The organism is Kocuria sp. (assembly GCF_030538595.1).
In the GTDB taxonomy this organism is placed as follows: domain Bacteria; phylum Actinomycetota; class Actinomycetes; order Actinomycetales; family Micrococcaceae; genus Kocuria.
This window is the reverse complement of record NZ_JAUNTS010000004.1, coordinates 92,526-117,417: the sequence shown is the minus strand read 5'-3', so window position 1 is coordinate 117,417 and position 24,892 is coordinate 92,526. Positions and strand designations below refer to the sequence as shown.

Genomic DNA, 24,892 nt, shown 5'->3' with positions numbered 1-24,892 from the left:
CTTACATCACTCCACAGACCCCGACAATTAGGGCATAGCATCATGACCTAATTGTCGGTCAAGCCTTGACTGCACTCCCACTGAACAGGTTAGGTTCACCTCAGTTGTTGCGACGGCGGAAGCACAAGGAACCCTCAGCACGGGAACCACAAGCACCACTCAAAGACCTGGAGAACCGGATGACACCCCCACGTGAAAGCGCGAACACTCGCAGCCACACCACCGCTGAATCCGGCACCCAGTCCCAGCAGCCCTGCCACCTTGACGTGGCCGCCACGGATGCCGCAGCACGTCTACTCAATGGCGCCGGCAAACTCACCGTGGTGTGTCACGACGGCGAACGCGGCTTCACCCTGGAAACCGCTTTTCACGGTGCAGGCGCAGATGGTCGCCGCTATCTGGTGGCAGCCCCCACTGATGACGCCTGGCCAACCATGGAACCGGGGCGGCCATTACGGGTTGCCATGACCATTGCAGCGGAGGCTCCGGTGGCGGAAATCCGCATGAACACGGCGGAGCTTTCCGGACACGCGTGGCTCACACGCTGCACAGAAGATGAGGAACACGCGCTGTTGGCCGAGGGGCCCCTGCCCTCTGACATCGCTCGAACCCTGGCGTGCTGGCCCGGAGCCCAACTGTGGCACGTGGAGCCACTGCGGATGACCGTTCATCACGTGCACGGCTCGCACGCCCTGGACCATGAAGCCCTCAAGCCGCGTTCTGCATGGCCCACTCCAGAGGTGGAGGTTGAGGCCGTTGAAGCATTGCGCTGCCAGTGGGGAACGTATCTGACGGAGATTGTTCCCGCACTGCGGGCTGCGGCCAGCGTGACCGCAGCCTTCCCTGACGCACCGGGTAGCGTGCACTGCGCCACGGGGCGCGCCTACCCGGTAGCGGTGACTGACCGCGAAATCGCGTTCCTGGTGGCCGAAGGCCCCCGGCGCGAAACGGTGGTGGTTCCGCTGGATCGAACGGTGAAATCGGTTGAAGACCTGCTGCTGGCAGTACGGGATCTCACCGAAATCAACGCCTGACAGCACCACGGAAGACCCCACCCGGCAAGACAACGGTGGCCCGGTGACCTACCCCTACGTGGGGGATCACCGGGCCACTGTTGTGACAACTACAGGCCAGTCTGGCTCTTGTGCGTCAGCAGAAAGGGCTGAAACTCAGCGAGCCTCAAAGGACATGCAGGCTTCCGAGTCCCCCACGGTAATGGCGGAGGCGGTGCACAGCAGGTCCTGGTTGAACTTGCAGTTGGCGCGCTGGCAGGCCCCTACGTGGGCACTGGCGGTGGGCAGGCCACCGCGGGCGTCCAGGGAAATGAAGGTGGCACAGCCGGAATCCGTGATGGTCACGGCTTCCGCGGTGCAGCCCTGGTTGTTGTATGCGCAGGCGGTGACGGTGCAGGTCTTGACGTCGGTGACAGTGGCCATGATGCGATTTCTCCTTGAAGTGAGCTTCGGAACCGGGCGTCCCGTTCAGCGTGGTCTGGAAGTGCGACTGACTGGCTCTTGTGGGTAACCCTTCAATCAACCTGATGCACTCAGACTAAAGAACGTAATCACCTACCACAAGCAAGGAAAGCCTTACAATAATTAGCGAAAGATCATATTTCCTAATCGAGTATTAGGCACCTGACAAGCCGATTCACCATTTCAGTGCGTAATTCAACGTATTAGGTCAATAAAACCTTCGCTAACTCCGGGAACGTAATCGAGCATTAGGCAGGGGTGGAGCAGGAAGTGCTTGCGGCTGCCCGGCTGGATACGGGCCGAATCGCTGCGCATGATCTGCTGAAAGTCCAGCAGCAGCCAAGACAACCTCATCCGGAGGCCCATCCACTCCGATCTCATGCTGATAGATGGCCCGGTAGGCCACCACTTCCTCGTGTGACCGGCCAATGAAGTTCCACCACATCACGATCTCCTCACCCAGCGGAACGCCACCGAGAAGCAGAAGGCGGGTGGGTGCGGCGTCGTCGTCGTGAGTGGTCACGGTCAATGTTGAGCGGCCCGGAGAAAAGTAAGCCAAGTGATCCACGGGTATCTCCACGCCATCCGCGCGTGGTGCACCACGATCCACCAGCAGAGCATGTTCGAAACTGGGGTCAAGGCCCAACTCCACGGAGGCGCCGGGCTCCACCACCAGCTCAGCACCCAGCAGCGGCGGGGTGCGCGTGTCCACGGGTGCCGTGGAACCGGCCAGGGAACCCAGGAACACTCGCAGGCTCCATCCAGAGCCAGCCACCGGCTCCGGAACGTAGTGCACAAAATCGTGCTCACCGTGGCGCGTGGACTCCGGCAGCGCATACCAGAGTTGAGCCCCGTGCAGCACCCTGGTCTGCGCGGTGGAGAACTCCTGGTGTGTGATCCCGCGCCCTGCCAGCATCAGGTTCATTTCCCCGGGCCGCACCACGGCGCTGTTACCGGCGGAATCCAGGTGGTCGATCTCTCCCGTGAACAGCCAAGACACCGTGGCCAGCCCGGTGTGCGGGTGCCGGGCCACATTCATGCCGTTGGATTCTGAGACATCGTCAGGACCGTAACTGTCCAGGAAACACCACGCTCCCACCAGGGAACGTTTGCGCTGCGGCAAGGTACGGCGCACCGTCATGCTCCGCGGTCCACCCAGGGGAACCATGCGCGGTGGCAGGATCTGAATGTCTTGACCCCCATCCGAGCTACAGACAGTCTCCAAGGGGACGGGTTCGGTGTTGCTCATGATCTCCTCAGCGGGTCAGGTGCTGATAATCGGTGTTCTTACGCAGCCAGATTCGGATGTAAGGGCATGTGGGGATCACTTTCCGGTCGGCTGCGGCCGCAGCATCCATGGCTGCCCTGACCAGCTGAGCTGCCAGACCTTGATTGCGATACTCAGGACGCACCCCGGTGTGGATCAGGTTCCAGGCCGGTGAACCATCGGCCAGCTGAGCCTCCTGATAGTTGAGTTCACCGATCACCTGATCCTCATGGAGCAGTTCAAAAACCTGTCCGGCGGGATTGTGCCGCACGGAAAACGAGGTGTCCGGAATCTGGGTCATGATCTGGCCTTTCGGCAGTTGTGGGAGCCGTGGGACTGACGCGCGGGCTGGCAGCGCCGCTTTCCGCGACTCCAAGGATTGGGTGACACTTCACGTAACGGGAGCGGTGATCCGAGTATTCCTGGCAGCATGTCACGATGTCCCCTGACAGACGAGCCGCGCAGCAGTGGTGCGCAAGGCATGGATCGGGGAAGGTAGCCGGTGGATTTTTTGGAGCGCCACCAGGTGGGTTTTTACCTGGGTTCCGTGGCGGTGGGGCTACTTCTGGGCTTGACGGTACCGACCTTTGCCACAGGTTTGGAGGCGCTGATCAATCCCGCCATTGCCGTCATGCTGTGGAGCACTTTCCTGGCCATCCCAATGGTTCGAGTGGTTCAGGCGTTGCGGGACATCAAGTTTCTGGGGCTGCTGCTGGGATTGAACTTCCTGGTGGTCCCGGCGGTGGTGTGGCTACTGACCCGCCCCTTGACCGATCACCCCGCTCTGCTCCTGGGGGTTGTGCTGGTGTTGCTGGTTCCCTGCGTTGACTGGGTCATTGTGTTCACCGGATTGGCCGGCGGAGACAGCGCCCGTATGACGGCAGCAACCCCCGTGCTGATGGTGGCTCAAATGCTGGTTCTGGCCCCGCTGGTGGTACTGATCGGAGGACCGGAGCTGGTGGTGGACGTGGCACCCGGGCCGTTCATCACCGCACTGCTGGTCTTGCTTGTGCTCCCCCTGTTGCTTGCCGCAGGCGTGCAGTCCTGGGCGACTCGGAGCGCTGCGGCTGCTCGGATACAGCGGGTGGGCCAGGGCGCCATGGTCCCGTCCCTGATGGTGGTCCTGGTCCTGGTGGTGGCTTCCCAAATTGCCGGTGTGGGCTCGCGGTGGGTTGAGGTGATCTGGACCGTACCCGTATTCGTCGCCTTCGTGGTGACCATGACGGCCTTGGCAACGTTGAGCACGCGCGTATTCCGCACAACGACGTCGCCTGCCCGAGCCATTGTTTTCAGCTGTGTGGCGCGCAATTCCCTGGTGGTATTGCCCTTGGCCTTGGCGCTGCCGGAGCAGTTCGATCTGGTGCCTCTGGTGGTGCTGACTCAAACCGTGGTGGAACTGGCCGCCATGGTGCTACTGCTGCGGGTGGTCCCGGCCTTGGTACCCGAACGTGGGATTGCGGAGTGAACTTTGCGCACGCCAAATGCGTTTTCCGCCCTGCCACAGCGCATTTGCCATGCGCAAAGTTCCCAGGGTCCGTGGCATCTCAGGTCCGTGGCAGGAGTCATCCCGTAGTGATGTCCCGCCGGCTTACCAGGGCCGCCGCAGCCAGCGTTCCCACCACACCCACCCCGGCCAGCAACCCCATCTGCGCCCAGGGCCAGCTGTCCCCGGGTGCCGGCGCCCAAGCGTAAAGACCGAGATTCCGGATCCACTGCGGAAGATTCACCAACCCACCAAAGGTTTGCAAGAACGCTGAAACGGCAATCACGGCCCAGATGGCACCGGCCGCCCTTGGCACCAGTGCAATGAGCAGGGCTGCCCCACCGATTCCAGCCATCACCGCTGGAAGTTGTCCAAAGGTTGACGTCATGGATTGCCGGAAGGGCTCACCGGCTCCGACGTCGTTGGCCATTTGCAGCTCCCCCAGCCAGCCCATGACACCGGCTGCGGCGGCCAGCAGGAAAGCAGAGCTGAACATTGCAACCGTGCAGCGGGCCAACAGCGAGCGCCAGCGGCGAGTTCCCGCCGTCAGCTCCAGATCCAGGTGGCCAGATTTTTCCTCCACCCGCCATTTCAGCACCGCAGAGATGGCGAACACAGCCACCAGGAGGGCCACGTAGAACCCCAAGAACTCGTAATACTGGGCAAGGAGGTAAGCGGGATCTGAGACCTGCTGCTGCGGCACCGAACCACTGGCGGACATCTGTTCAATCAAGTCTCGCGTGGGCTGGCTGTCCCGCAAGGTCTGCACCAATCCTGCCGTCATGGAGCCGAACAGGGCAGCCACCAACAATACGGCAACAAACCAGCCGAGCACATGAGGGCGCCCGGAGGCCCAGCTCCACCCCTCCACCGTGGCCACGCTCAGTCTGCGCCGCGACGCCGAACGATTGGGGAGAACTGCGGCCAGGTACTCCCGGGAACGGTAGAGCGCAGTGACCACTGCCAGCAGCACCACACACACTCCCGCAAACACAGCCAGGGTCCACAGCCGGTCTTCCGTGTACGGGGAAACCACTTGTTTCCAGCCGAACGGAGTCCACCAGTTGAGCGTCTTCAACCACTGGGGCCACGCGGAATCGGCAATGGCTTGATCCGCCACCACCCGCATCAGGAACGCCACACCCAGCCCGGTGAACGCCAAGGCCCTGGCGCCGCGTGCCTCATCGCGCAGTTGGGCACAGAGTATGGCCGCCAACCCAACAGTGAATGCTGCGAGTGTGGTCACGGCTCCGAAGCCCAAGGCCCCACTCACGGTGAGTTCGGTGGTGGAGGTCATCTGCACCAACAGGATGGCTGCGGACCCGCCGCCCACCAGCGCACACGCGGTGAACACCAGGATGACGGCTCCCACCAGCGGTGCTACAGGATGCACCCCGGAGGTACGTACCAGTTCCAGACCTCCGGAATCCTCCTCCCCGCGAGTGGTGGAGATTCCCAACAGCAGTGCCATCACGCACGTCAGGATCACCACGTAGGAGCCCACCTCCCACGTGAACAATTGCCCCAGAGTCCCGGGATCATTGAGAATCCCGTAGAGCAACCGCATACCATCCGTGTTTTGCATCTGAGCCACCAACGGTGCTCTCTGCTCCAACCCGGGATAGGTGCTTTGATAAGCCGGAACGGTGATGGCAACCATCAGCAGCAACGGCACACACCAAGCCACCAATGCCACTCGATGCCGCCGGAACATCAGCGCCGTGGCGGCCCGGACACCCCATGATGGGTGACGCTGGGCGCTTGCAGCTCGGTGGTTTGCAGTGCTGCGGGAGGCTCGGACAGTCATCGTGCATCCACCTGGTAATGCCGCAGGAACAGATCCTCCAACGACGCCGCTGCAACCGTCACGTCCGTGCAGCCCGCGGCCGCCACTTCCGCAAGTGCTGCGGGCAGAGTGGAGCGTTCAAGCTGGATAGTGAGGGTGGTTGCGTCGGCTTGGCCCGCATCTGACAGGTTCCCGGTGGGCGGCACAGGTTCTACGTCAACACTCCCCGGGCGTGCACCATTGATCCCCCGCGCGGAGAGGGTTCGGGCCAGAGAGGTGAGGGTGGCGGCGTCGTCGTGAATGGTGAGCTGCACGGCAGCCAAATGCTGCAAATGCGCCAAGGAACCGGACTCCACCACTCGACCGTCCTTGATGATGGTTACATCCGTGCAGAGACGTTCGACCTCGCTGAGGATGTGGGAGGAGAGCAAGACCGTGCGGCCGTGAGCAGCTGCCTCCTCCACACACTCCTGAAAGACCTGCTCCATCAACGGGTCCAAACCGGACGTGGGTTCATCCAGGATGAGCAGGTCCGTTGGCGCAGCAAAGGCGGCAACCAGCATGACCTTCTTGCGGTTACCCGTGGAGTAGGAGCGAACTTTCTTGGTGGGGTCCAGGGACAGGCGCTCGATCAGCTCACGCTCCCGGCTCTTGTCACGCGTCCCTCGCAGCCCAGCCAACACATCCAACACCTGGTAGCCAGTGAGATTGGGCCACAGCGCGGTGTCCCCGGGGATGTAGGACACCCGGCGGGTGACCTCCGCGGGGTGCTTGCCGGGGTCCATGCCCAGCACCGTCACCGTGCCCCGGGTGGCTCGGTACAACCCCAGAAGCACCCGAATGGCCGTGGACTTCCCGGCCCCGTTGGGGCCCAGAAAACCGTGCACCGATCCACGTTCAACAGCCAGATCCACACCATCCAAAGCACGGAAGGGTCCGAAAGTCTTGACCAGGTTCTCAACCTGAATGGGGATTTGGTGAGTCATGACGTTACTCCAGTGATGGTTGCTCCACTGATGGGGACCGGACCCGCGGGGTGTCTCTGACGTGGATTCCCCTCAAAAACACCTTGCTCTATGAGCTGTGTCAGCCCCTCCAAGGTCCGGTTCAGCAGCATTCGTTGATGGGGATCGCGGTACTCCAGCATCAACAGGCGCATGACCACGGAGCGAACTGCCGGCACCTGCCACCCGGGGATCACTGCCAGGTAGAGCCGCACCAGATCCGGGTGATCCTGGCACCACACCAGCATGTCCTCGGACAATTCAACGACGGCGGGGCCCACCGCCTCTCCCTCCATCTCTTTGAGCGCCACAAATCTGACCAAGAAGTCCACGCACTGCTCAATATGGGCTTCCTCCATATCCAATGCCTCCACCAGATCCCTGTGGATCAGCCCGCGGTGACACAGCATCTCCGCCATGCGCCGCTCCCTGCGCAAAACGCGCTGGATGTGAGGATCGTCAGGGACAGCTTGTTCAAAACGGGTGTAGATGCGGTCAATACGCAATGGAACGGAGCTCAACCCCCGGCCAGATTTGGCCGATTCGATCAAGTGCAGAATGCGGTCGCGCTGGTGGTGGAGTTCTTCCATGGAGGCCTCCACCTGAGCCAGCGCGGCTTGCAGATCGCTGAGACCGGCCACAGGCGTGGGAGTGCTCTCCTGGACGGCCACGACTGTGCCGGTTTCAGACCTGCCGGGGCTCTCCCGGTCAAGGAGATCACGCACGCTGCTCAGTGGTAGGCCGGCTTGCGCCAACCAGCGAACCCGGAGAATGCGAGCAATGTGGGGGAGGTCGTAATCACGACGACCACCCTGGACCTCCGGGACCGGCACCAGTCCCTCACGGTGGTACCACCGGATGGTACGCACCGTGGTGCCGGTGAGTTCAGCGGCATCTTTGATCTTCATGCTGCCATGGTGCGCTGTGACGCAACGTCACAGTCAACGGGGCCGTGAAATTGCCGTACTTGCCAAGGGTCAGGCACCCACACCGAACTTTGCGCACGCCAAATGCGTTTTGCGGACTGTCACAGCGCATTTGCCATGCGCAAAGTTGCCAGGGTCAGGTGGAGAAGTCACTGTCAGGTGAAGAAGAAGCGCACCAGGTGGAAGAACACGGGTGCGGCGAATACCAGGGAGTCGAACCGGTCCATGATGCCGCCGTGCCCCGGGATGGCTGAACCAAAGTCTTTGACCCCGCGGTCACGTTTGATGGAACTCATCACCAGTCCGCCCAGGAATCCCATCACGCAGGAGACCAGCGCCAACAAGGCTGCTTGCCACGGGCTGAACGGGGTGGCCCACCACAGCGCAGCACCTAGTGCGGTGGCGCTGAGTACCCCTCCGATCAGACCCTCCCAGGTCTTGTTGGGACTCACCGACGGCGCCACGGGGTGCTTGCCCAGGGTTTTGCCCCAGACGTATTGCAGCACGTCAGAACCTTGAACCACGATCACCAGGAACAGCATCAACGCCGCCCCCTGCACTCCACCGGATCCCGGCGCCGAGCCTTCTGCGGCAGCGCGTCCCAGTTCCATCCCCACGGGAAGCTGCAGCAATGCCGGAACATGGGAGACCGCGTAAACACAGACCATCAACGCCCACTGAACGGAAGCCGCGCGGTACATGAAGTTGCGAGTCTGGCCTTGCAGCGCAGCCACCGCGGGTAAGAACAGGAAGGCGTACACGGGGATGAACACTGCAAACATGCCGTACCAGTGCTCCCACAGGAACCAGTAGTGCAGCGGGGTGATCACAGCCAGCCACACGATGGTGTGACGATCCCGTTTTCGATCCGGCAGCAGTGCCGCCATCTCCCGCAACCCCACCAGGGAGAGCACAGCGAACATCACAACGACGGCGGTCTCCCCCACCAACAGCATGAGACCCAATGCGCCAATCATGATCCACCAGGCCCAGGTGCGCTGGCGCAGCTCAGATTTGAACGCGGGCTTGTTCTTGAGCCACACGGCGCTGATGGTTTCCACGATCACGGTGGCCACCAGCAACACGGACACCGCCCCGAACAGAAGCCACGCAGACTGGCCGCCGATGAGACCGATGGGTGCGGCGTCGTCGAAAAATTGGTGAATCCAAGTCATGGTGCAATGCCCCCTGAAGCCTGCTGGCGCAGGTCAGCGGCGATTTTACGGAGGCGCACCACCACGGTGACCAGGGACCCCAGTGCAATCGCACCCAGTGCCACCACCAAGAATGTGCCCGGCGGAAGGTTCAACTGTGCGGTGGTGGCCGGCTCGATGGTGGCCAGCACACAACCCGAGGCCAGAATCCACATGCGGCGCGGTTTGGACATGGGGCCGTCAAAGTAATTGGACAACCCCTGGGCCGCACCCAGAGCGCGCACATACGCGGTCAACACGGCCAATGAGGCAGCCACCCAGCCCAGCGTGACCCCGCCGGGTACCTGCGTGGCGGCATATCCGGCACCGGCCAGAAACAGGATGTCCGACAGCCGATCGGGAAGTTCGTTGTAGAGATCACCCACCGGCGAGCTCATGCCACCTTCCACCGCGAGCATGCCGTCCAGCATGTTGGCCAGCAGTCGCAAAGGTGCGCACAACGCCGCGCAGAGGAGAAGAAGGGAGCGGGTGAGGGCGTCGTCGTTGATTCCGGCCAGGACCAGGCATGCGCAGCCAACGGCGGCGATGATCACGGAGGCCACGGAAATCATGTTGGGCGTGACGTGCAGGTTTTTCAGGATGACGGCTGTACGTTGCGCCCAGCCAGTGGTGCGTTGGGGAACGTGCCGGCGCATGGTGCGATCTTGCTGAGTCACGGGGCGTCCTCTCCCGACGATTGGTGCTCAGGTACTCTCCCCTATACTTTACACAAGCAAACTCAGGGAGGGTGTTGTGAACAATCGCAGGCGGTTGCGGGATCACGGGATTGCTTTCGGGTGGGGAGTGGCTGAGGCCACGGTGTTTTTTGTGGTGCCGGACGCCTGGACCTCCTACCTCGCGCTGCATAAACCACGGCGCGGATTCATCACGACGGCGACCGCCACCGCGGGTGCCCTACTGGGCGGTGCCGTGGTGCATCGGTGGGCCTCCATGGTTCCGGCAGCTCACTCCGCTGAATGGGCTGCGCGGATTCCGGCCATCAACACCGCGATGGTGAGCAAGGTTGACCGGCAGATGGCCGAACACGGGTTGAAGTCGCTCATGATCGGGCCGTTCACGGGTACTCCGTACAAGCTGTATGCACGGTCAGCGGGGGTCCAGGGCTTTGCCTTGGTGCCGTTCGTGGCATGGTCGATTCCCGCGCGAATGACACGGTTTGTGCTGGTCACGGGCGTTGTGGGAGCGCTCGCGGGAACGGCCCGGCGAATCGGTGTCTCCGGACCGGGGCGGGGGCTGGCCCGGATTCCCGGAGTCACGGCGGAAGGTGCTGAGCGCGTGGTGTTCGTAGCGAGCTGGGCGGCGTTCTACGCGTGGTTCTTCCGGTCCGTGGGACGGTGAGGTCTCGTGTTGTCCCGGCTGGTTCAGTGCCGCTCAGTGCCGCGGGCAAGCCGTGCGCAGTTTGATACCCCATCAGGGCTGATGGAGTATCAAACTGCGCACGGCTTGCCCTTACAACTCTGCCCAGAATCGTGACATGGTGGGCCCAGACTTCGGACATCACAAACCACGGAGGCTCGTTTGAAGATCTCGCTGGCTCAGATCAACACCACGCCGGACGTGGACCAAAACCTCTCCCGTGTGGTGACCGCAATCCAGCAAGCCGCCCAAGACGGCGCTGAGGTGGTGGTGTTTCCCGAGGCCACCGCCTGTTCATTCGACGGTGACTTTTCCGGCTTCGCCCGCGAACGCTCGGACAGCTTCCATCAAGCCGTTCAAGCCGCTGCCAACAAACATCAGATTGCAGTGATCCTGGGGTCCTTCACTCCCAATACGGAGGACGCCCGAACATCGAACACGCTGGTGGTGGCCCGCCCCGACCGGGAGCTGGTGCTCTACAACAAGATTCACCTCTTTGATGCCTTCGGATTCAAGGAATCAAAAGGCATTGCCCCTGGTGATCAGACTGTCACCGTGGAGATCAACGGTGTGACAGTCGGCTTAGCCATTTGTTATGACCTGCGCTTCCCAGAACTCTTCACGCGATTGGCGCGGGAGGGGGCAGAGGTCGTCGTCGTTATTGCATCCTGGGGGGACGGACCGGGGAAGGCCGAGCAGTGGGACTTGCTGACGCGAGCCAGGGCCCTGGATTCGACGTCCTTTGTGGTGGCCTGTGGGCAAGCGGTTCGGGATCTCCGCCGAGAGGGAGAAGCCACGCGGACCCCGCTGGGAGTCGGCCACAGTGCGGTGGTTGGACCCAACGGCGCCGATATTGCGCGCCTGGACGGCGCTCAGGCGCAGCGCACGGTGCTTCTGGACCTGGACAACGTGAATCAAACCCGCGAATCCATCCCGGTGCTGGCCAACCACCGCTTGTAATCGAACTGGCCGGCCCCTTCACGGCAACGACGACGGCCCGCGACCGACAATCGTCGAGCAGCATCTTGCCCGCATGAAAGTCCTGATGCCGCACAAATAGTTACCACGGTCACACGCGTTGCAGAGCCATACCCAGGGTCATGCCCACCACCACGGCAGCCACCGCCGCTAAAGCGGACCCCGTCAGATAAGCCGCAGCAAGCCATCTCTTGCGCTGATAAAACAACTGCGTCACCTCAAACATGGCGGTGGAAAAAGTGGTGAATCCCCCGCAAAATCCCACCACTGCAAGGCCCGTCAAGGACCATGCGTACCCGGGGCCAGCACCCTGAAAAGCCACCACCGCCGGAGAAATCACCGCACCGGCCAACCCCACGGTCAGCCCCAGCAGCAGAGATCCCATCAGGTTGATCAGCAGCGTGGACAGCGGCAGGGCGCCGTGCCATCGCAGCCGAATCTCACCGTCCACCACAAACCGTGCGGCTGCACCCAGGCCTCCGGCGCTCGCAGCCAGCAGCATCAAGATCACGGACGACCCTCCCGCGACTGCACCATCTGCCTGCCCACCTTGGCGCCCAACCACACGCCCACAAACGCCAGGACCAAACCACCCACCAGACTCACCGCCAGATAAAGACCCGCAGCCACCAACGGCGCAGCGGACCCAAACCCGCTGGCAGAGCTGACAGCCAACGACGGCGACCACCCCAACAACGTGATCGTGTCCAAAGCAAAGCCCGAGTACGTGGTGAAACCACCGAAGAAGCCGGTGCCCAGAACCAGCCTCATGAGCCGACGCCCGGGGCCTTCCTGCCCGACCTGGACCAGAGCCTGCAGCAGAACCCCCAAACCAAAGGCCCCCAGCAGATTCACCACCACAGTGGCCAGGGCCGCGCCGCCAAACCACAACGTCAGCACATCCCCTAGCGCCAGCCGCATTCCGGCACCCAGCGCACCGCCCAAGGTCACGGCAAGAATCAGCCCGGGGCGCCTGTGCAGCAGCATCGGTGCTCCGCGGTCTGCAGCCTTGAAACGACCGCGTTGGGCCTGACTCAGTGATCCATGCTGGGCCCGCCACATCCGGCCGCAGGATGCCAACTCTGGGTCACCGTGATCCTTCACGACTTCACCCGCGCCAGCGATCCAAGGCGCGAGCCAGACGGTCCAGTCCTTCACTGATGACTTCCGGTGGGTTGGTCACGTAGGACAGACGCATGGTGGAACGGTCGGGATCATGGGCAAAAAAAGATTCGCCGGGCACAAACGCCACGCCCTCCTGCACGGCAATCGGCAACAGCGCAGTGGTGTCAATACCGTTGCCCAACGCCGCCCACAAGAACATGCCACCATCCGGTGAGGTCACGGTGGCACCTTCGGGCACAATCTCCAGAATCTCCCGCCGCATCCCGTCACGCCGTTGTTTGTAAACCTCCACCACGGTGCGGATGTGGGCGTCGACGTCGTACGCCTCCAGATACCGCGCCACCGCCAGCTGGTCCACCACCGAGGAATGCAGCCCCATGGCCTCCTTGGCAATGGAAATGGTGTTCATGATCGGCCCTTCACCGCGAATCCATCCCATCCGGATTCCGGGCGCCATGATCTTGGAAATCGAGTTCAGCAGCAGGCTTTGATGCGCCATGCCCGGCAGGGCCGAAATCTGCGGGATGGGTTCGCCCGCAAACCGCAACTCGCCGTAGGGGTCGTCCTCCACCAGCGGAGTTCCGGTGCGCAGCAGCACGTCCGCGATCTCCTGGCGCCGCACGGCCGGCATGCACACCCCGGACGGGTTCTGAAACGTGGGGATCAGGTACACAAACTTGGGCTGGTGTTCGCGGATCAGGTCTTCCAGCGCATCGGGGCGAGCGCCGTCGTCGTCCGCGGGAATGCCGATCATCCGGGCACCGGAGGATGCAAAGGCTTGCACCGCGGCAAGGTAGGTGGGGCGTTCCACCAGGACGACGTCGCCCGGGTTCAGCATGGCGTTACCCACCAGATAAATGGCCTCCTGGGAGCCTGTGGTCACCTGAATCTGATCGGCTCGGGTGGGGATGGAGCGTGAAACCCGCGCCGCGGCCTGTTCGCGCAACTCCGGCTCACCCGGTGTGGAGGCGTACTGCAACGCCTTGGCGGGGCGGTTGGCAAATACCCAATCGAAGCTGGCGCGGATGTCCTCCGCAGCAAAAAACTCCGCGGCCGGGGCGCCGCCCGCAAAGGAAATGACGTTGCCCTGGGAGAGCACGTCCAACAGATCCCGCACCGCTGTGGTGGTCACTCCGGCGTAGCGGTCAGCCACGGGGAAGGTCACGGGCGGGTTCTGGGGTGCGGCGGCAGACAGGTCAGACATACCCACGATCATCCCACTCCGGCCCGCAACGCACGCCACCGCGCAGCACTTCTTGCACATTCAGCTGCGCATCGAACACCACCAGATCCGCACGCGCCCCCGCTTGGATGCGCCCAACACCTGCCAGTCCCAGCACCTGAGCCGGGATCGACGACGCCGCCCGCACGGCCACTTCCAGCCCCACCCCCACCGTCTGGATCGCATACTGCACGGCCTGGTCCAGCGTCAGGGTGGACCCAGCGATGGCCCCGGTGTCCCGGATACGCGCCACCCCATCCACCACGTCCACGTCCAGCGGCCCCAGGCGGTAGGAACCATCCGGTTTCCCCGCGGCGGACATGGCATCTGTGATGAGCGCAAACCGCCCCTGGGCGGCAGCAACGGCCATCCGCAGGACGGAGGGGTGGACGTGGACGCCGTCGGCAATCAGCTCCACCACCACGGTTGGATCGGAAAGGAGCTGTGGGATAGGCCCTGGCTTGCGATGATGCACGGAAGGTAAAGCATTGAACAGATGCGTTCCAACGGTGGCTCCGGCGTGGATGGCTGCCTCCGTCTGCTCATCGGAGGCATCGGTGTGTCCCACAGCAGCCACCACCCCCCGCGAGTGCAACACCTTGATGGCCTCCGAGGCACCGGGGCGTTCGGGAGCCAGCGTGACCATCCGGATGTGCCCGTCTCCTGCATCAAGCAGTCGGTTCAGGTCTGCCAGGTTGGGGTCGATCAGCAAGTCAGGATCGTGGGCACCGCAGCGGCGCGGAGAAAGCCACGGGCCCTCCAGATGGATGCCCGCCAGCTCACCGGCTTGGCACAGCGGGACCAACTGCCAGATTTGCCGTTCCAGATTGTTGATGGTGTCTGTGACCAGGGAGGCCACCATGCTGGTGGTGCCGCGCGCACGGTGTGCAGCCAAAACCGCTTGGGCGGCCTCCCCGCCTTCCGTGAAAGCTGCTCCTCCCCCACCGTGTACGTGCATGTCAACCAAGCCCGGGGCCAGGATGTTCTCCCCGAGTCTGCGAACCTCAGCGCTCCCGTCGTGATCCGGAACCCCGCCAGGTCCCGCGTCAACGATCTGCGAACCACGCACTTGCACCCATCCGGGGCGCGCCGGACCCTGGGGGAAGATCACCCGCTGGGCATGCAGGATCAGCTGCTCTGCTCTCACAGTCCCTGCCAGTCCGGCTTGGACTCCCAGGCCTGCCGAGCGTAGGAGGCCAACTGCAGACGGCACGCCGCGGCCTCATCCAGAACCACCGTGACATGCGGGTGGAACTGCAAAGCGGTGGCAGGCCACATGGCGGACACGGAGCCTTCCACCAGGTGATGCACGGCCTCCGCTTTGGCCTGCCCAAAGGCCAGCAGCACCAGATGACCGGCCTCCATGATGGTGGCAACACCCTGGGTGAGGCAGTGCCGGGGGACCGTGGCGACGTCGTTGTCAAAGAACCGAGCGTTGTCCACCCGGGTCTGTTTTGTCAGGGTTTTCAAGCGCATCCGCGAGCCCAGCGATGACCCGGGTTCGTTGAATGCAATGTGACCGTCCGAACCTATGCCCAATATCTGAAGGTCGATTCCACCGGCGCCGGCAATGGCACGTTCGTAATCGGCGCAGGCAGCAGCAATGTCCTGTGCCGCACCGTCAGGGCCGTGAACATTCTCCGGTTTGATGTCTGTTGGTCGCACGAATTCACGGTCGATCACCGTCCGGTAGCGCTGCGGGTGATCAGCACTCAGGCCAACGTACTCATCCAGCATGAAGGCCTGAGCCGATGCCAGGCTCAGTTCCCCCGCCGTCACCCGCCGCCCCAGCTCACGGTAGACCGCACCCGGACTGGAACCCGTGGCCACCCCCAGCACCGGGTTCGGCTTGGACTGCACCAATTCAACGACGGCGTCTGCCACCAAGGCGCCGGCCTGTTCCTGGCTTTCCACAATGACAACTTCCATGGGTCAGACCTGCCCTTCAGGGTTCGGCTGATCGGATGCGGGGTTGTTGCGGGGGCTGGGTTCCTTGGCACGCCCAGACCCCGCCTTTGCACTCTTGGCTCCAGCCTTCTGCAGCTGCGGGTCCACGGCCATGGAGGTGTCGCCGTCGCCCTCACGGCCGGGAGTCCGCAGATTCCAGAAGCGAATGACCACCCGGAAGAGGATGTAGTAGATCACCGCATACATCAGTCCAATGGGAATCAGCATCCATGCACGCTGGCCAAGCCCAAAGTTCATGACGTAGTCAATGGCACCCGCTGAGAAGCCAAAACCCATGTGAATGTCCAACGCATTGACCAGCGCCAAAGAGGTACCGGTCAGCACTGCGTGCACCAGATAAAGCGGCCAGGCCACGAACATGAAGACAAATTCCAGGGGTTCGGTGATACCCGTGACAAATGCGGTCAGCCCCACGGAGAGCATCACACCACCCACGGCCTTGCGGTTCTCCGGACGAGCCTCATGGGTGATGGCCAAAGCGGCTGCGGGAAGGGCAAACATCATGATGGGGAAGAAACCCGTGGTGAAGATTCCGGCAGATGGATCACCCGCAAAGAACCGGGCAATGTCCCCGTGGGCACCCTCAAAATCACCCAGCTGGAACCACGGAAAGAAGTTCCACAGGTGGTGCAATCCCAATGGGATGAGCAGCCGGTTGACGAATCCAAAAATTCCGCCGCCCAAAACGGCGTTGTCCGCCACGGTTTCACCGGTCCACAACAGACCCGAGGCAAACAGGGGGTAGGGGAAAGCCAGGAGAACGCCCAGGATCACGGCGGCCCCGGCCACCATCATGGGCACAAGGCGGCGCCCACCAAAGAATCCCAACCAGTCCGGCAACTTGGTTCTGTGAAACCGCTCCCAGAGTTTGGCAGTCACCAAACCGATGATGATGCCTGCCAGCACGCCGTAGTTGATGACCGGCGGTGCACCGTCCGGGCCTGCGGGAAGCACCACAGGGGCCATGGCATCAAAGACCGCCAGCAGGACGAGGTAACCCACCACAGCGGCCAAGGCCGTGGAGCCATCGCCCTTCTTGGCAAAACCGAAGGCGATACCCACCGCGAACAGCAGCCCCAGGTTCTCGAACAGCGTGCTACCGGCTGAACCAATGACGGCCGCCACCGTGTGAAGGCCGTCGAACCGGCCCAAGAGATCGTCCTGCCCCAGCCGCATGAGCAGTGCTGCCACGGGCAAACTGGCGATGGGCAACATGAGGCTACGGCCCAGGCGTTGCAAGACCTGCAGCGTCTTGGACGGTTCCTTACCTTCAGCTTTTTGATGGGCGCTGGCACCCAGAATCCCCAGCAGCGGCATGGACTGGCCCTCTCCGTCTCCCGTACAGTGCATTCAACTGGTCATAACCAGTGTTGTTGGTCACTGTGACGGACCACATGAGAAGCTGTCAATAGTCTGGGAAACAGCTCAACACATCAATCCCGGATGTACTTGCGCAAGGAGGAGTCATGTCCAAGCCCCAAGAGATTCTGGCCGCCCTGGGTGGCGCTGAGAACGTGGAAGAAATCGAAGGCTGCATCACCCGCCTGCGCACGGAGGTGGTGGACAGCTCCCTGGTGGACCAGGAGACCCTGAAGTCTCTGGGAGCCCACGGGGTGATGGTGGCAGGCACAGTGGTTCAAGTTGTGGTGGGCCCGGAGGCGGAAAACCTGGCCGAAGACATCCAGGATCTCCTGTGAGCACGCCCGTCCTCACCCCGTTCGGCGGCACTGCCGTCGCCTTGAGCGATGTCCCGGATCCGGTGTTCGCCCAGGGGATGCTGGGCCCCGGTGCCGCAGTGATTCCCGACGACGACGTTGCGCACCTGACCGTCGTCGCCCCCATTTCCGGCACGGTCATGAAAGCCATGCCGCATGCTGTGGCCTTGGTGGCTGAATCCGGCCTGGGGGTTTTGGTGCACGTGGGGATTGACACTGTTCAGCTCAAAGGTGCCGGTTTTGAAGTCCTGGTGGAGAAAAGGCAGACCGTGACGGCCGGCCAGGCGATGCTGCACGTGGACGCCGCAGCGGTGCGCGCTCAGGGTTACAACCTGATCAGCCCGGTCGTGCTCATGGACGGGGATTCGGGTCAGATCACGCAACCCACCGTGGGGCTGGTGGTCCCCGGCCAGCCGCTTTTCCAGTTGAGCACCTGAGCACGGCAGGTGAGCACACCATCAGGGGCAAAACACGCTCAGCTACGTGATGCGCTGGAACACATGATCCAGCAGGACCTCACGGTGGGTGACAGATTGCCCGGCGAACGTCAATTGGTGGTGGACTTTGGCGTTTCCCGAATCACGGTGCGCCACGCCATAGCTCAGCTGGTCAACGACGGTCTGCTGATCCGGGAACATGGGCGCGGAACTTTTGTGGCCCACGGCATGGCCAGGTCGCGCCTTCATCTGGCTTCATTCAATGAGGACATGCGCGCCGCAGGGTTGAGGCCATCAACCCGCGTGGACCTGGTTCAGGAGGGACAAGCCCCGGAACATGCCGCTGCCCACCTTGGGGCAGACCGTGCCCTGCGGGTCCGGCGGCTGCGCTTGGGAGACGGGGTTCCCGTGAGCGTCGATGACAGTTGGGTGCCCACCGGGGTGTTGCCGGTCAGCTCCGACTGGGAGCACTCGTTGTACGCCATGCTGAGCCGGGCTGGAACCCCCGTGACTCGCGCCGAGCAGACGGTTCAAGCCCAGGCGGCCACCGCAACCGATGCAGCCCTCCTGCAGATAACCCCGGGTACCCCGGTGCTGGTGTTTCATCGCCGATCATTCAGCACCCCTACACAGCCTCACCCGAACGACCGTGAAATACCCATTGAGTATTCGATTTCCGTGTACCGAGCGGATCGCTACCAACTCCACATGGAAGTGGTGGCGTGATCTGCGACTGACCCGCAGGTGGTCACAGATCAGGTTTAGGCTCCAAGAACACCAGCAGGATCCAGCAAAGGAACCGTCACCCATGGCCGAGCACCCGGAATCCACCCCATCAAGCAGCGCCAGCCCACTGGGCGGTACTGGCCCGATGAGTAGTTGCAGCCCGGTGAGTAGTCCCGGAACGCTGAGCAGCAATGTCACAGACACCGCTCTGATTTTTGAGGGCGGCGGTATGCGCGGCAGTTACACCGCCGGCGCCGTGACCACCCTGCTGGGGGCCGGTATCCATTTTGACTGGGTGGGTGGCATCTCCGCCGGTGCCAGTCACACGTGTAATTACATTTCCCGGGACGCCCCCCGGGCACGCCGCACGTTTGTGGAGTTCTCCCAAGACCCCCAATTCGGCAACTTGCGCACCTTTGCCCGCGGGCAGGGCCTGTTCAACGCGGAGTACATTTACGAAAAATCCGGGTTGCCCAACGCCTCCCTACCGTTTGACTACCAAACCTTCACCCGGAACCCCGCCCGGTACAGAATCGGAGCGCTCAATGCCTCCACCGGAGAGCACGTTTATTTCTCACGGGAGGATTTGGAGTCCCAGCGGGATTTGATGGTTCAGGTCCGGGCGTCGTCGTCCATGCCGGTGCTGATGCCACCGGTGCACTACCGGGATGCCACGTGGGTGGACGGGGCCCTGGGGCCTACGGGAGGCATTGCCATCGACGCCGCCCGGGCGGATGGCTTCTCCAAGTTCCTGGTGATCCTGACCCGGGAGCGCAGCTACATCAAACAGCCCGAACGATTCGCCTCCGTGTACCGGCGGCAGTTCCGCAACCACCCCGCCGTCGTTGAAGCGCTGGATGCCCGCCCCGCCAACTACAACCGCACGCGGGAGGAGCTGTACGACCTCCAGGATTCCGGGCAGGCCATGATTTTCACCCCGGCCACCATGCCGGTGTCCAACGGTGAGCGGCGGATCAACCGGCTCCAGGCCGCGTACGCCGCCGGGTACGTCCAGGCTCAGCGGGAGCTACCGCGGTGGCGGGAGTTCTTAGGGCTTTAGACAGCGGGGCGAGTCCGCGCGGCAATCGACGGGCGGAAGTCAGCTCTCAGCCGGCGGCCAGGAGGCCCTTGTTCCGAATTGTGATCCAGCGGCCAGAGCCCAAGGACAGCGCACCTTGATCGGACAAACTGCGCAGGCGCCGGGACAGGGTTTCCGGTGTGGTCCCGATCAGGCTGGCCAGATCCTTCTTGCTGATCGGTAGCTCAAAGGGCTGATCCACCACCCCGTTGGAGGTTGTGATCAGGTAATCGCCCAGCCGCTGAGCCACGGTGCGGTCAGCCAGGGAAGCCAACTGAGCTTCCGTTTCTTCCAGGCGCCGCGTGACCGCTTGCAGCATGTTCACCGCCATTTGCGGGCGCTGATCCAACCACTGCTGAACATCCAAGCGGGACAGGGTGCACACCTGGGCTTCGGTCAGGGCAGCGGCCATCCGTGGTGCCGGGGTGCCTGTGAGGACCGAGTGCTCCCCCATGAACTCCCCCGGACCCAGGATGCGCAGCAGACGTTCGGAACCATCAGCGGCAAGACGCACCTGCTTGACCTGACCGGCATGCACAATCTGCAACGCCGGCATGGCACCTTGGGCCTGAACCACCTCACCGCGGGAGACAACTCGTGCCGTGATCCTGGAGGCAATGCTGCGCCGCTCTTGAATGGGCAGATCCCGGAACAGGGGAACTTTGCTCACGCACGCAAACCGCGATTCCAGATCCAAAGCCAAGTTCCCGGAGGCATCCGGGGTTGCGCGGGCACACCCACAACCGCAGCTGGTGGACAAGAAATACCTCCTGTTTTGCATCAGCGTCACTGCTGATACCTGATGAAGCCACTTGCATACTTCTTCTTTGAAATGCCAGCGATATTTTGCCTGTCATGCCTCAATCAGCACGCCATGGGTGCCAATACTTGCCTGTATGGCCTTGGTCACCCTGTTTTTTTGCGGAGTCTTCCGGCCGTCACTTTTGCCCGGGCACCGGTGTTCAGGCCGTAGTGTTTGCGAACATGAGCACTTCTCTGGACGACGTCGCCGGCCTGGGTAATCCCGCGCGCAGCGCCCTACGCGCTGCCGGGTACAACACGTTGGAAGACCTGAACGGTGTGGCTTACAAAGACCTCCTGGCTCTTCACGGAGTGGGAGCCCGCGGGTTGGAGAGGGCCCAAGGCGCGCTGGTGGAGCGCGGATTGTCGCTGGACGGGGCGCCCGTTCCGCAAGATCGTTCCGCTGTGGTCACCCCAGGTAACACCGGCATCGGGGCGGCCGACCTCAAAACCCATCCGACTGCCGTGGAACCGGCTGAGTTCATCCGCTCGTTGGAATCACCGCGCCGGGTGCAGCAAGGACTGGCCTTGTTGGCCATGTTCAACCAGGTCACGGGAGAGCAGCCCGTCATGTGGGGGCCGTCCATGATCGGTTACGGGCAGGTCCATTACCGCTACGCCACCGGCCGGGAGGGCGACACCTTCCACATGGGCTTCAGCCCGCGCAAGGCCGCGATCAGCCTTTACGGGCTGCAGAATCACCCGCGGTCAGAAGAACTGCTCAGCCGCCTGGGCAAGCACCGCACCGCCGTGAGCTGCATCTACATCAACCAATTGCACGACGTCGACCAGCACGTCCTGCGCAAATTACTCACCCACGCGTGGGAGGCGGAGCCAAAGGTCTGCTGACCCCCTGCCCCTGCCCCTGGCTGCCGAGTGTCCGAGTTTGGTCGATTCGGCGCCCTGGAATCGACCAAACTCGGACACTCGGCAGCCAGGGGTGCGCGCACGTGGAGAAATCGCACAGAGTGCGTACAGGAACCCGAAAGCAGCAGCAAAACATCCAGGCATTTGATGTGTTCCATGATGAACACACAGATGAATACCCCTTTCCGCACGCGCCAGTGGCGTCAGCGCACCACCAAAGTGGTTGCATCGTTGGCTCTCCTGGGCGGGCTCACCCTGACCGGTTGCGCGCAAGCCTCCACCACCAGTGACTCAACCAGCGCATCCAACACTTCCACCACAGCGGCCGCCCAGAGCAGTGCCGCCGCCACCAGTTCGGGCAGCACCACCACGGCTGAGACCATCAGCTCCACCACCGAAGCCAGTGAGGCTTTCCTGTCCACGCTTTCCGATGAGCAGCGTGAAGCCGTCCTCTACGACTACGACGACGACACCAAATCCACCTCCTGGTCCAACTTCCCTGTGACGTTTGTGGACCGCGCCGGGTTGAACCTCAGCGACTTGACCGAGGAACAACAGCAAGCTGCCTTGGCGGTACTGCAAGAGCTGATGAGTGAAGAGTCCTATGCCACCGTGGAAGGCATCATGGGCGGAGACCAGTACCTCAACGACAACAGCAGCACCACGGAAGATTCTCTGGGCCAGTACTACATTGCGTTCTTCGGGGACCCGTCAGACACAGAAGCCTGGTCCCTACAATTCGGTGGTCACCACCTGGGAATCAATGCGGACCTCAATGGCACTGAGGACACCATCACTTTTGCCCCCACCCATTTGGGCGTGCAACCGGCCGTTTACACCAATGAAGACGGCGAGGAAGTGCAGCCTTTCGACGGCATCTACACTGACGCCTTTGCCTTCTACAACAGTCTCAGCGCTGACCAGCAGGAAACCCTGACCTCGGGCGAGGTCACCATGTGCGCCCCCGGTGACACCTGCGACTTTGAGACCGGCTCAGGCCTGTCTGGCTCAGACCTGACCGATGAACAAAAAGACCTGCTGTTGGAGCTGATCGCCAATTGGGCGGGAATGTCAGATGAACAGACCAATGAGACGGCCATGGCGGAGATCGAGGCAACCCTTGATGACACCGTGATCGCCTGGTCCGGTGAAACCACCTATGACATGAGCACCGGCGACGGCATCTCCTTCTCCATCTCAGGGCCCAATGTTTACGTAGCCTTCCAGGCCCAGTCTGGTTCAGCTGGAGCGGATGTGGAGGGCGTGTCCACCTCCGGCTGGGGCCACGTGCACACCATCTACCGTGACCCCACCAACGATTACGCAGGCAGCGTCACCCAGGAAGCAGCCACCGGAATGGGCGCTGGAGCCCCGGCCGGCGCCTGACCTCAGCCAGCACCCCCACCCCCTGCTGCCGAGTGTCCGAGTTTGGTCGATTCCAGGGCGCTGAAACGACCAAACTCGGACACTCGGCAGTCAGGGTGGGGTGGGGTTAGCGGGGGTAGACGCGTAGCCATCGGACCGAGTGCGGCGGGAGGTCCACACCGTCTGCCAGGTCCAGGATGCGGTCATCCAGCAGGGAGATGGCTTCCCGCTCAAAACCGGACACGGTAATGGGCTCCACCCGGTGGGCGTAGTCATCCACATTGGCCAGGCACAGCACCGTGCTGGGCCAGCCCTCCGGGTCCAGGCCCGGGCGTTGGTAGGCCACCACGTGCTGGTTGTTGGGCTCAAAGCCGATCAGATCGGCGCCGTCGAACTCCGTGACCTGCTGGCGCACCCGCAGCAGGTGTTGAATCCCCTGAAACACCCGACCCGCAACCGTGCTGGAGTTCTCACGATCCCGGTATCCCTGTTCCGGGAATCGAGGGCGGTGAGCCCACCGGGAGTCATTGCCGTTGGCTGGGTCAAGGTGCCAGTCCGGATCATTTGTCTGGGCCAGCTCATCCCCCAGGTAGAGCAGCGGCAACCCTCCCGTGGACATGGCGATGGCGTGAGCCAACAGAACCCGGTTGACGCCGTCGTCCGGGTTGCCCGTGGTGGTTCCCGCCAAGGAAGCGGTGGTGCCACAAACCCGTGCGTCCCCGGTTTTCGGGTTGTACTGGAAGGCCACACCGTCCGCAAAGGAGCCCGGGAAGCGGCCCGTGTAGAAGTCGTTGAGGAACCGCCGGTGGTGGTAGCCGTCTATGCCGCGGCGGGCGGCGTCCTCATCAGAGAAGGTCCAGCCGATGTCGTCATGACTGCGCACGTAATTGACCCAGGCGGTACCGGCCGGGAGGCCGTGGCGCTCGCTGATGGCATCGTTGAGCAGGGAAGCCTGACGGGTGGCCAGAGCCTCCCAGGTCAGCGCCATCTGCAACGGGTTGTAGGAGATCTGACATTCGTCCGGGTGGATGTACTGCACCACCTCGTCCGGGTGCACAATCGCCTCCGACTTGAAAATGGTGGCCGGAGCCGCAATCCGGCACACGCGGTTGAGCATCTGCACAATCCAATGCGCCTGCGGCAGTGACTCGCAGGAGGTACCCAGCTCCTTCCAGAGGAAGGCCACCGCATCAAAGCGCAGCACCTCCGCGCCTTGATTGGCCAGGAACAACATTTCCCCCGCCATGGCCGCCAGAACTTCCGGGTTGGTCCAATTCAGATCCCACTGGAAGTCATGGAACGTGGTCCACACCCAACGGTGATCCCCGGGAGCCACCGGAGTGAAGGAACCCGCGTGGTCATCCGGGAAGATCTCCCGCGTGGTCAACTCAAAGGCATCCGGCATGGTGCGGTCCGGGTAGATCCAGTAGTAATTCTGATACTTGGGATCCCCCGCACGGGCGGCTTGCGCCCATTCGTGATCATTGGCGGTGTGGTTGAGCACAAAGTCCACCACCAGGCTGATTCCGCGATCACGCAGGTCACCGGAGAGTTCGGCCAGCTCATCCATGGTGCCCAACCGGGGATCTATCTCCCGGTAGGAGGAGACTGCGTAGCCGCCGTCGTTATTACCCTCCGGAACCGCAAAGGCGGGCATCAGATGCAGGTAAGTCAGCCCCAGTTCTTCCATGTAGGGGATTCGCTCCCGCAGACCCGCCAAGTTTCCCGCCCAACGGTCCACGTAGCACACCCCACCCAGCTGATGCCGGGAGAGGAACCAATCCGGGTCCGAACTGCGGCGTTCGTCCAGTTCACGCAAGTCCGCCGAGCGTTCACCCCAAGAACGCGCCAACGCAGCGCCCAGCCCCACCATCACGGAGGTCACGTGCTCCCCGGAACCGTAGGTGCGCCGCACCAGATCAATCAGTGCCGGGTAATGCAGGTCCAGGCGCTGCACAAAACCCAACGCCTCCGATTCCTCCACGGTTCCGGCTGCCATGAGTGCTTCCAGGTGCTCCAGGGCACCCGCCTTGGCAGCCTCCACCACGGCTGTGGTGTTGTTCAGGTCCGTGGGCTGCTCGGTGGAGGGCGGCACGGGC

General features: G+C 62.7%; 26 protein-coding genes. 10 read left to right on the top strand and 16 right to left on the bottom strand.

The genetic code is table 11. The features are described 5' to 3' along the window. Positions 1–179 precede the first annotated feature (179 nt). Positions 180–1,034 carry a hypothetical protein gene (locus tag Q4G32_RS05230; RefSeq protein WP_303349757.1) on the top strand — a complete coding sequence of 285 codons (855 nt, stop codon included), beginning with the start codon at positions 180–182 and terminating at the stop codon, positions 1,032–1,034. 135 nt (positions 1,035–1,169) lie between these two features. Here the strand turns inward: Q4G32_RS05230 and Q4G32_RS05225 are convergent, their stop codons facing one another. From Q4G32_RS05225 to Q4G32_RS05215, 3 genes are all read right to left on the bottom strand, one after another. Further along, the gene (locus Q4G32_RS05225; RefSeq protein WP_303349755.1) at positions 1,170–1,436 is read right to left on the bottom strand and encodes a DUF1540 domain-containing protein; all 267 of its coding nucleotides are present in this window, start codon (positions 1,434–1,436) and stop codon (positions 1,170–1,172) included. A 262-nt stretch (positions 1,437–1,698) separates the two neighbouring features. Then, positions 1,699–2,724 carry a pirin family protein gene (locus Q4G32_RS05220; RefSeq protein ID WP_303349753.1) on the bottom strand — a complete coding sequence of 342 codons (1,026 nt, stop codon included), beginning with the start codon at positions 2,722–2,724 and terminating at the stop codon, positions 1,699–1,701. Between the two features lie 7 nt (positions 2,725–2,731). Further along, the gene (locus Q4G32_RS05215; RefSeq protein WP_303349752.1) at positions 2,732–3,043 is read right to left on the bottom strand and encodes a GNAT family N-acetyltransferase; all 312 of its coding nucleotides are present in this window, start codon (positions 3,041–3,043) and stop codon (positions 2,732–2,734) included. Positions 3,044–3,244: 201 nt separating this feature from the next. Here Q4G32_RS05215 and Q4G32_RS05210 point away from each other — a divergent pair, with 201 nt between their 5' ends. Further along, positions 3,245–4,207 (top strand): arsenic resistance protein, encoded by a 963-nt coding sequence (locus Q4G32_RS05210; RefSeq protein WP_303349751.1) that lies wholly within the window; start codon positions 3,245–3,247, stop codon positions 4,205–4,207. A 97-nt stretch (positions 4,208–4,304) separates the two neighbouring features. On the opposite strand, the gene Q4G32_RS05205 is transcribed toward Q4G32_RS05210, so the two are convergent. The 5 genes from Q4G32_RS05205 to Q4G32_RS05185 form a co-directional block, all read right to left on the bottom strand. Then, positions 4,305–6,032, bottom strand: a complete 1,728-nt coding sequence (locus tag Q4G32_RS05205; protein ID WP_303349749.1) for an ABC transporter permease — start codon at positions 6,030–6,032, stop codon at positions 4,305–4,307. Next, on the bottom strand, positions 6,029–6,997 hold the full coding sequence (locus tag Q4G32_RS05200; protein ID WP_303349747.1) for an ABC transporter ATP-binding protein: 969 nt from the start codon (positions 6,995–6,997) through the stop codon (positions 6,029–6,031). Before Q4G32_RS05200 ends, Q4G32_RS05205 begins: the two co-directional genes overlap by 4 nt. Continuing rightward, a complete protein-coding gene (locus Q4G32_RS05195) occupies positions 6,994–7,923 on the bottom strand; it encodes a MerR family transcriptional regulator (protein WP_303349745.1) in 930 nt (309 codons plus the stop codon). Before Q4G32_RS05195 ends, Q4G32_RS05200 begins: the two co-directional genes overlap by 4 nt. Before the next feature lie 173 nt (positions 7,924–8,096). Further along, positions 8,097–9,116: a phosphatidate cytidylyltransferase gene (locus tag Q4G32_RS05190; protein WP_303349743.1), complete on the bottom strand. Its 1,020-nt coding sequence runs from the start codon at positions 9,114–9,116 to the stop codon at positions 8,097–8,099. Next, a complete protein-coding gene (locus tag Q4G32_RS05185; protein WP_303349741.1) occupies positions 9,113–9,811 on the bottom strand; it encodes a CDP-alcohol phosphatidyltransferase family protein in 699 nt (232 codons plus the stop codon). The genes Q4G32_RS05190 and Q4G32_RS05185 overlap by 4 nt, the downstream gene beginning before the upstream one ends. A 76-nt stretch (positions 9,812–9,887) precedes the next feature. Between Q4G32_RS05185 and Q4G32_RS05180 the strand changes: the two genes are divergently transcribed. Both Q4G32_RS05180 and Q4G32_RS05175 read left to right on the top strand, forming a co-directional pair. After that, positions 9,888–10,493, top strand: a complete 606-nt coding sequence (locus Q4G32_RS05180) for a hypothetical protein (RefSeq protein WP_303349739.1) — start codon at positions 9,888–9,890, stop codon at positions 10,491–10,493. Between the two features lie 180 nt (positions 10,494–10,673). Continuing rightward, positions 10,674–11,471: a carbon-nitrogen hydrolase family protein gene (locus Q4G32_RS05175; RefSeq protein WP_303349737.1), complete on the top strand. Its 798-nt coding sequence runs from the start codon at positions 10,674–10,676 to the stop codon at positions 11,469–11,471. 109 nt (positions 11,472–11,580) lie between these two features. Here Q4G32_RS05175 and Q4G32_RS05170 read toward each other — a convergent pair whose 3' ends face one another. The 6 genes from Q4G32_RS05170 to Q4G32_RS05145 form a co-directional block, all read right to left on the bottom strand. Then, positions 11,581–11,991, bottom strand: a complete 411-nt coding sequence (locus Q4G32_RS05170; protein ID WP_303349876.1) for a fluoride efflux transporter FluC — start codon at positions 11,989–11,991, stop codon at positions 11,581–11,583. A gap of 5 nt (positions 11,992–11,996) precedes the next feature. Continuing rightward, positions 11,997–12,476, bottom strand: a complete 480-nt coding sequence (locus tag Q4G32_RS05165) for a fluoride efflux transporter FluC (RefSeq protein WP_303349735.1) — start codon at positions 12,474–12,476, stop codon at positions 11,997–11,999. A gap of 121 nt (positions 12,477–12,597) precedes the next feature. Beyond that, positions 12,598–13,818, bottom strand: coding sequence for an aminotransferase-like domain-containing protein (locus Q4G32_RS05160; protein WP_303349733.1), 1,221 nt, complete (start codon positions 13,816–13,818; stop codon positions 12,598–12,600). Continuing rightward, a complete protein-coding gene (nagA, locus tag Q4G32_RS05155; protein ID WP_303349731.1) occupies positions 13,811–14,983 on the bottom strand; it encodes an N-acetylglucosamine-6-phosphate deacetylase in 1,173 nt (390 codons plus the stop codon). Before nagA ends, Q4G32_RS05160 begins: the two co-directional genes overlap by 8 nt. Next, positions 14,980–15,765: a glucosamine-6-phosphate deaminase gene (nagB, locus tag Q4G32_RS05150; protein WP_303349729.1), complete on the bottom strand. Its 786-nt coding sequence runs from the start codon at positions 15,763–15,765 to the stop codon at positions 14,980–14,982. Before nagB ends, nagA begins: the two co-directional genes overlap by 4 nt. A 3-nt stretch (positions 15,766–15,768) precedes the next feature. Beyond that, positions 15,769–17,121 carry a PTS transporter subunit EIIC gene (locus Q4G32_RS05145; RefSeq protein ID WP_303349874.1) on the bottom strand — a complete coding sequence of 451 codons (1,353 nt, stop codon included), beginning with the start codon at positions 17,119–17,121 and terminating at the stop codon, positions 15,769–15,771. 149 nt (positions 17,122–17,270) lie between these two features. Here Q4G32_RS05145 and Q4G32_RS05140 point away from each other — a divergent pair, with 149 nt between their 5' ends. From Q4G32_RS05140 to Q4G32_RS05125, 4 genes are all read left to right on the top strand, one after another. Continuing rightward, complete coding sequence (locus tag Q4G32_RS05140; protein ID WP_303349727.1) at positions 17,271–17,501, top strand: glucose PTS transporter subunit EIIB; 231 nt, start codon at positions 17,271–17,273, stop codon at positions 17,499–17,501. After that, entirely contained in the window at positions 17,498–17,956 is a 459-nt protein-coding gene (locus Q4G32_RS05135) for a PTS sugar transporter subunit IIA (protein WP_303349726.1), read from the top strand. Before Q4G32_RS05140 ends, Q4G32_RS05135 begins: the two co-directional genes overlap by 4 nt. Positions 17,957–17,965: 9 nt before the next feature. After that, positions 17,966–18,682 carry a GntR family transcriptional regulator gene (locus tag Q4G32_RS05130; RefSeq protein WP_303349724.1) on the top strand — a complete coding sequence of 239 codons (717 nt, stop codon included), beginning with the start codon at positions 17,966–17,968 and terminating at the stop codon, positions 18,680–18,682. Positions 18,683–18,845: 163 nt separating this feature from the next. After that, the gene (locus tag Q4G32_RS05125) at positions 18,846–19,742 is read left to right on the top strand and encodes a patatin-like phospholipase family protein (RefSeq protein ID WP_303349722.1); all 897 of its coding nucleotides are present in this window, start codon (positions 18,846–18,848) and stop codon (positions 19,740–19,742) included. 46 nt (positions 19,743–19,788) lie between these two features. On the opposite strand, the gene Q4G32_RS05120 is transcribed toward Q4G32_RS05125, so the two are convergent. Next, entirely contained in the window at positions 19,789–20,520 is a 732-nt protein-coding gene (locus tag Q4G32_RS05120; protein ID WP_303349720.1) for a Crp/Fnr family transcriptional regulator, read from the bottom strand. 224 nt (positions 20,521–20,744) lie between these two features. Here Q4G32_RS05120 and Q4G32_RS05115 point away from each other — a divergent pair, with 224 nt between their 5' ends. Both Q4G32_RS05115 and Q4G32_RS05110 read left to right on the top strand, forming a co-directional pair. After that, positions 20,745–21,410 carry a DUF1801 domain-containing protein gene (locus tag Q4G32_RS05115; RefSeq protein WP_303349719.1) on the top strand — a complete coding sequence of 222 codons (666 nt, stop codon included), beginning with the start codon at positions 20,745–20,747 and terminating at the stop codon, positions 21,408–21,410. Between the two features lie 189 nt (positions 21,411–21,599). Then, positions 21,600–22,814 (top strand): DUF3500 domain-containing protein, encoded by a 1,215-nt coding sequence (locus Q4G32_RS05110; RefSeq protein WP_303349717.1) that lies wholly within the window; start codon positions 21,600–21,602, stop codon positions 22,812–22,814. Positions 22,815–22,920: 106 nt separating this feature from the next. On the opposite strand, the gene Q4G32_RS05105 is transcribed toward Q4G32_RS05110, so the two are convergent. Then, complete coding sequence (locus Q4G32_RS05105) at positions 22,921–24,792, bottom strand: alpha-amylase family protein (protein WP_441327468.1); 1,872 nt, start codon at positions 24,790–24,792, stop codon at positions 22,921–22,923. Positions 24,793–24,892 lie beyond the last annotated feature (100 nt).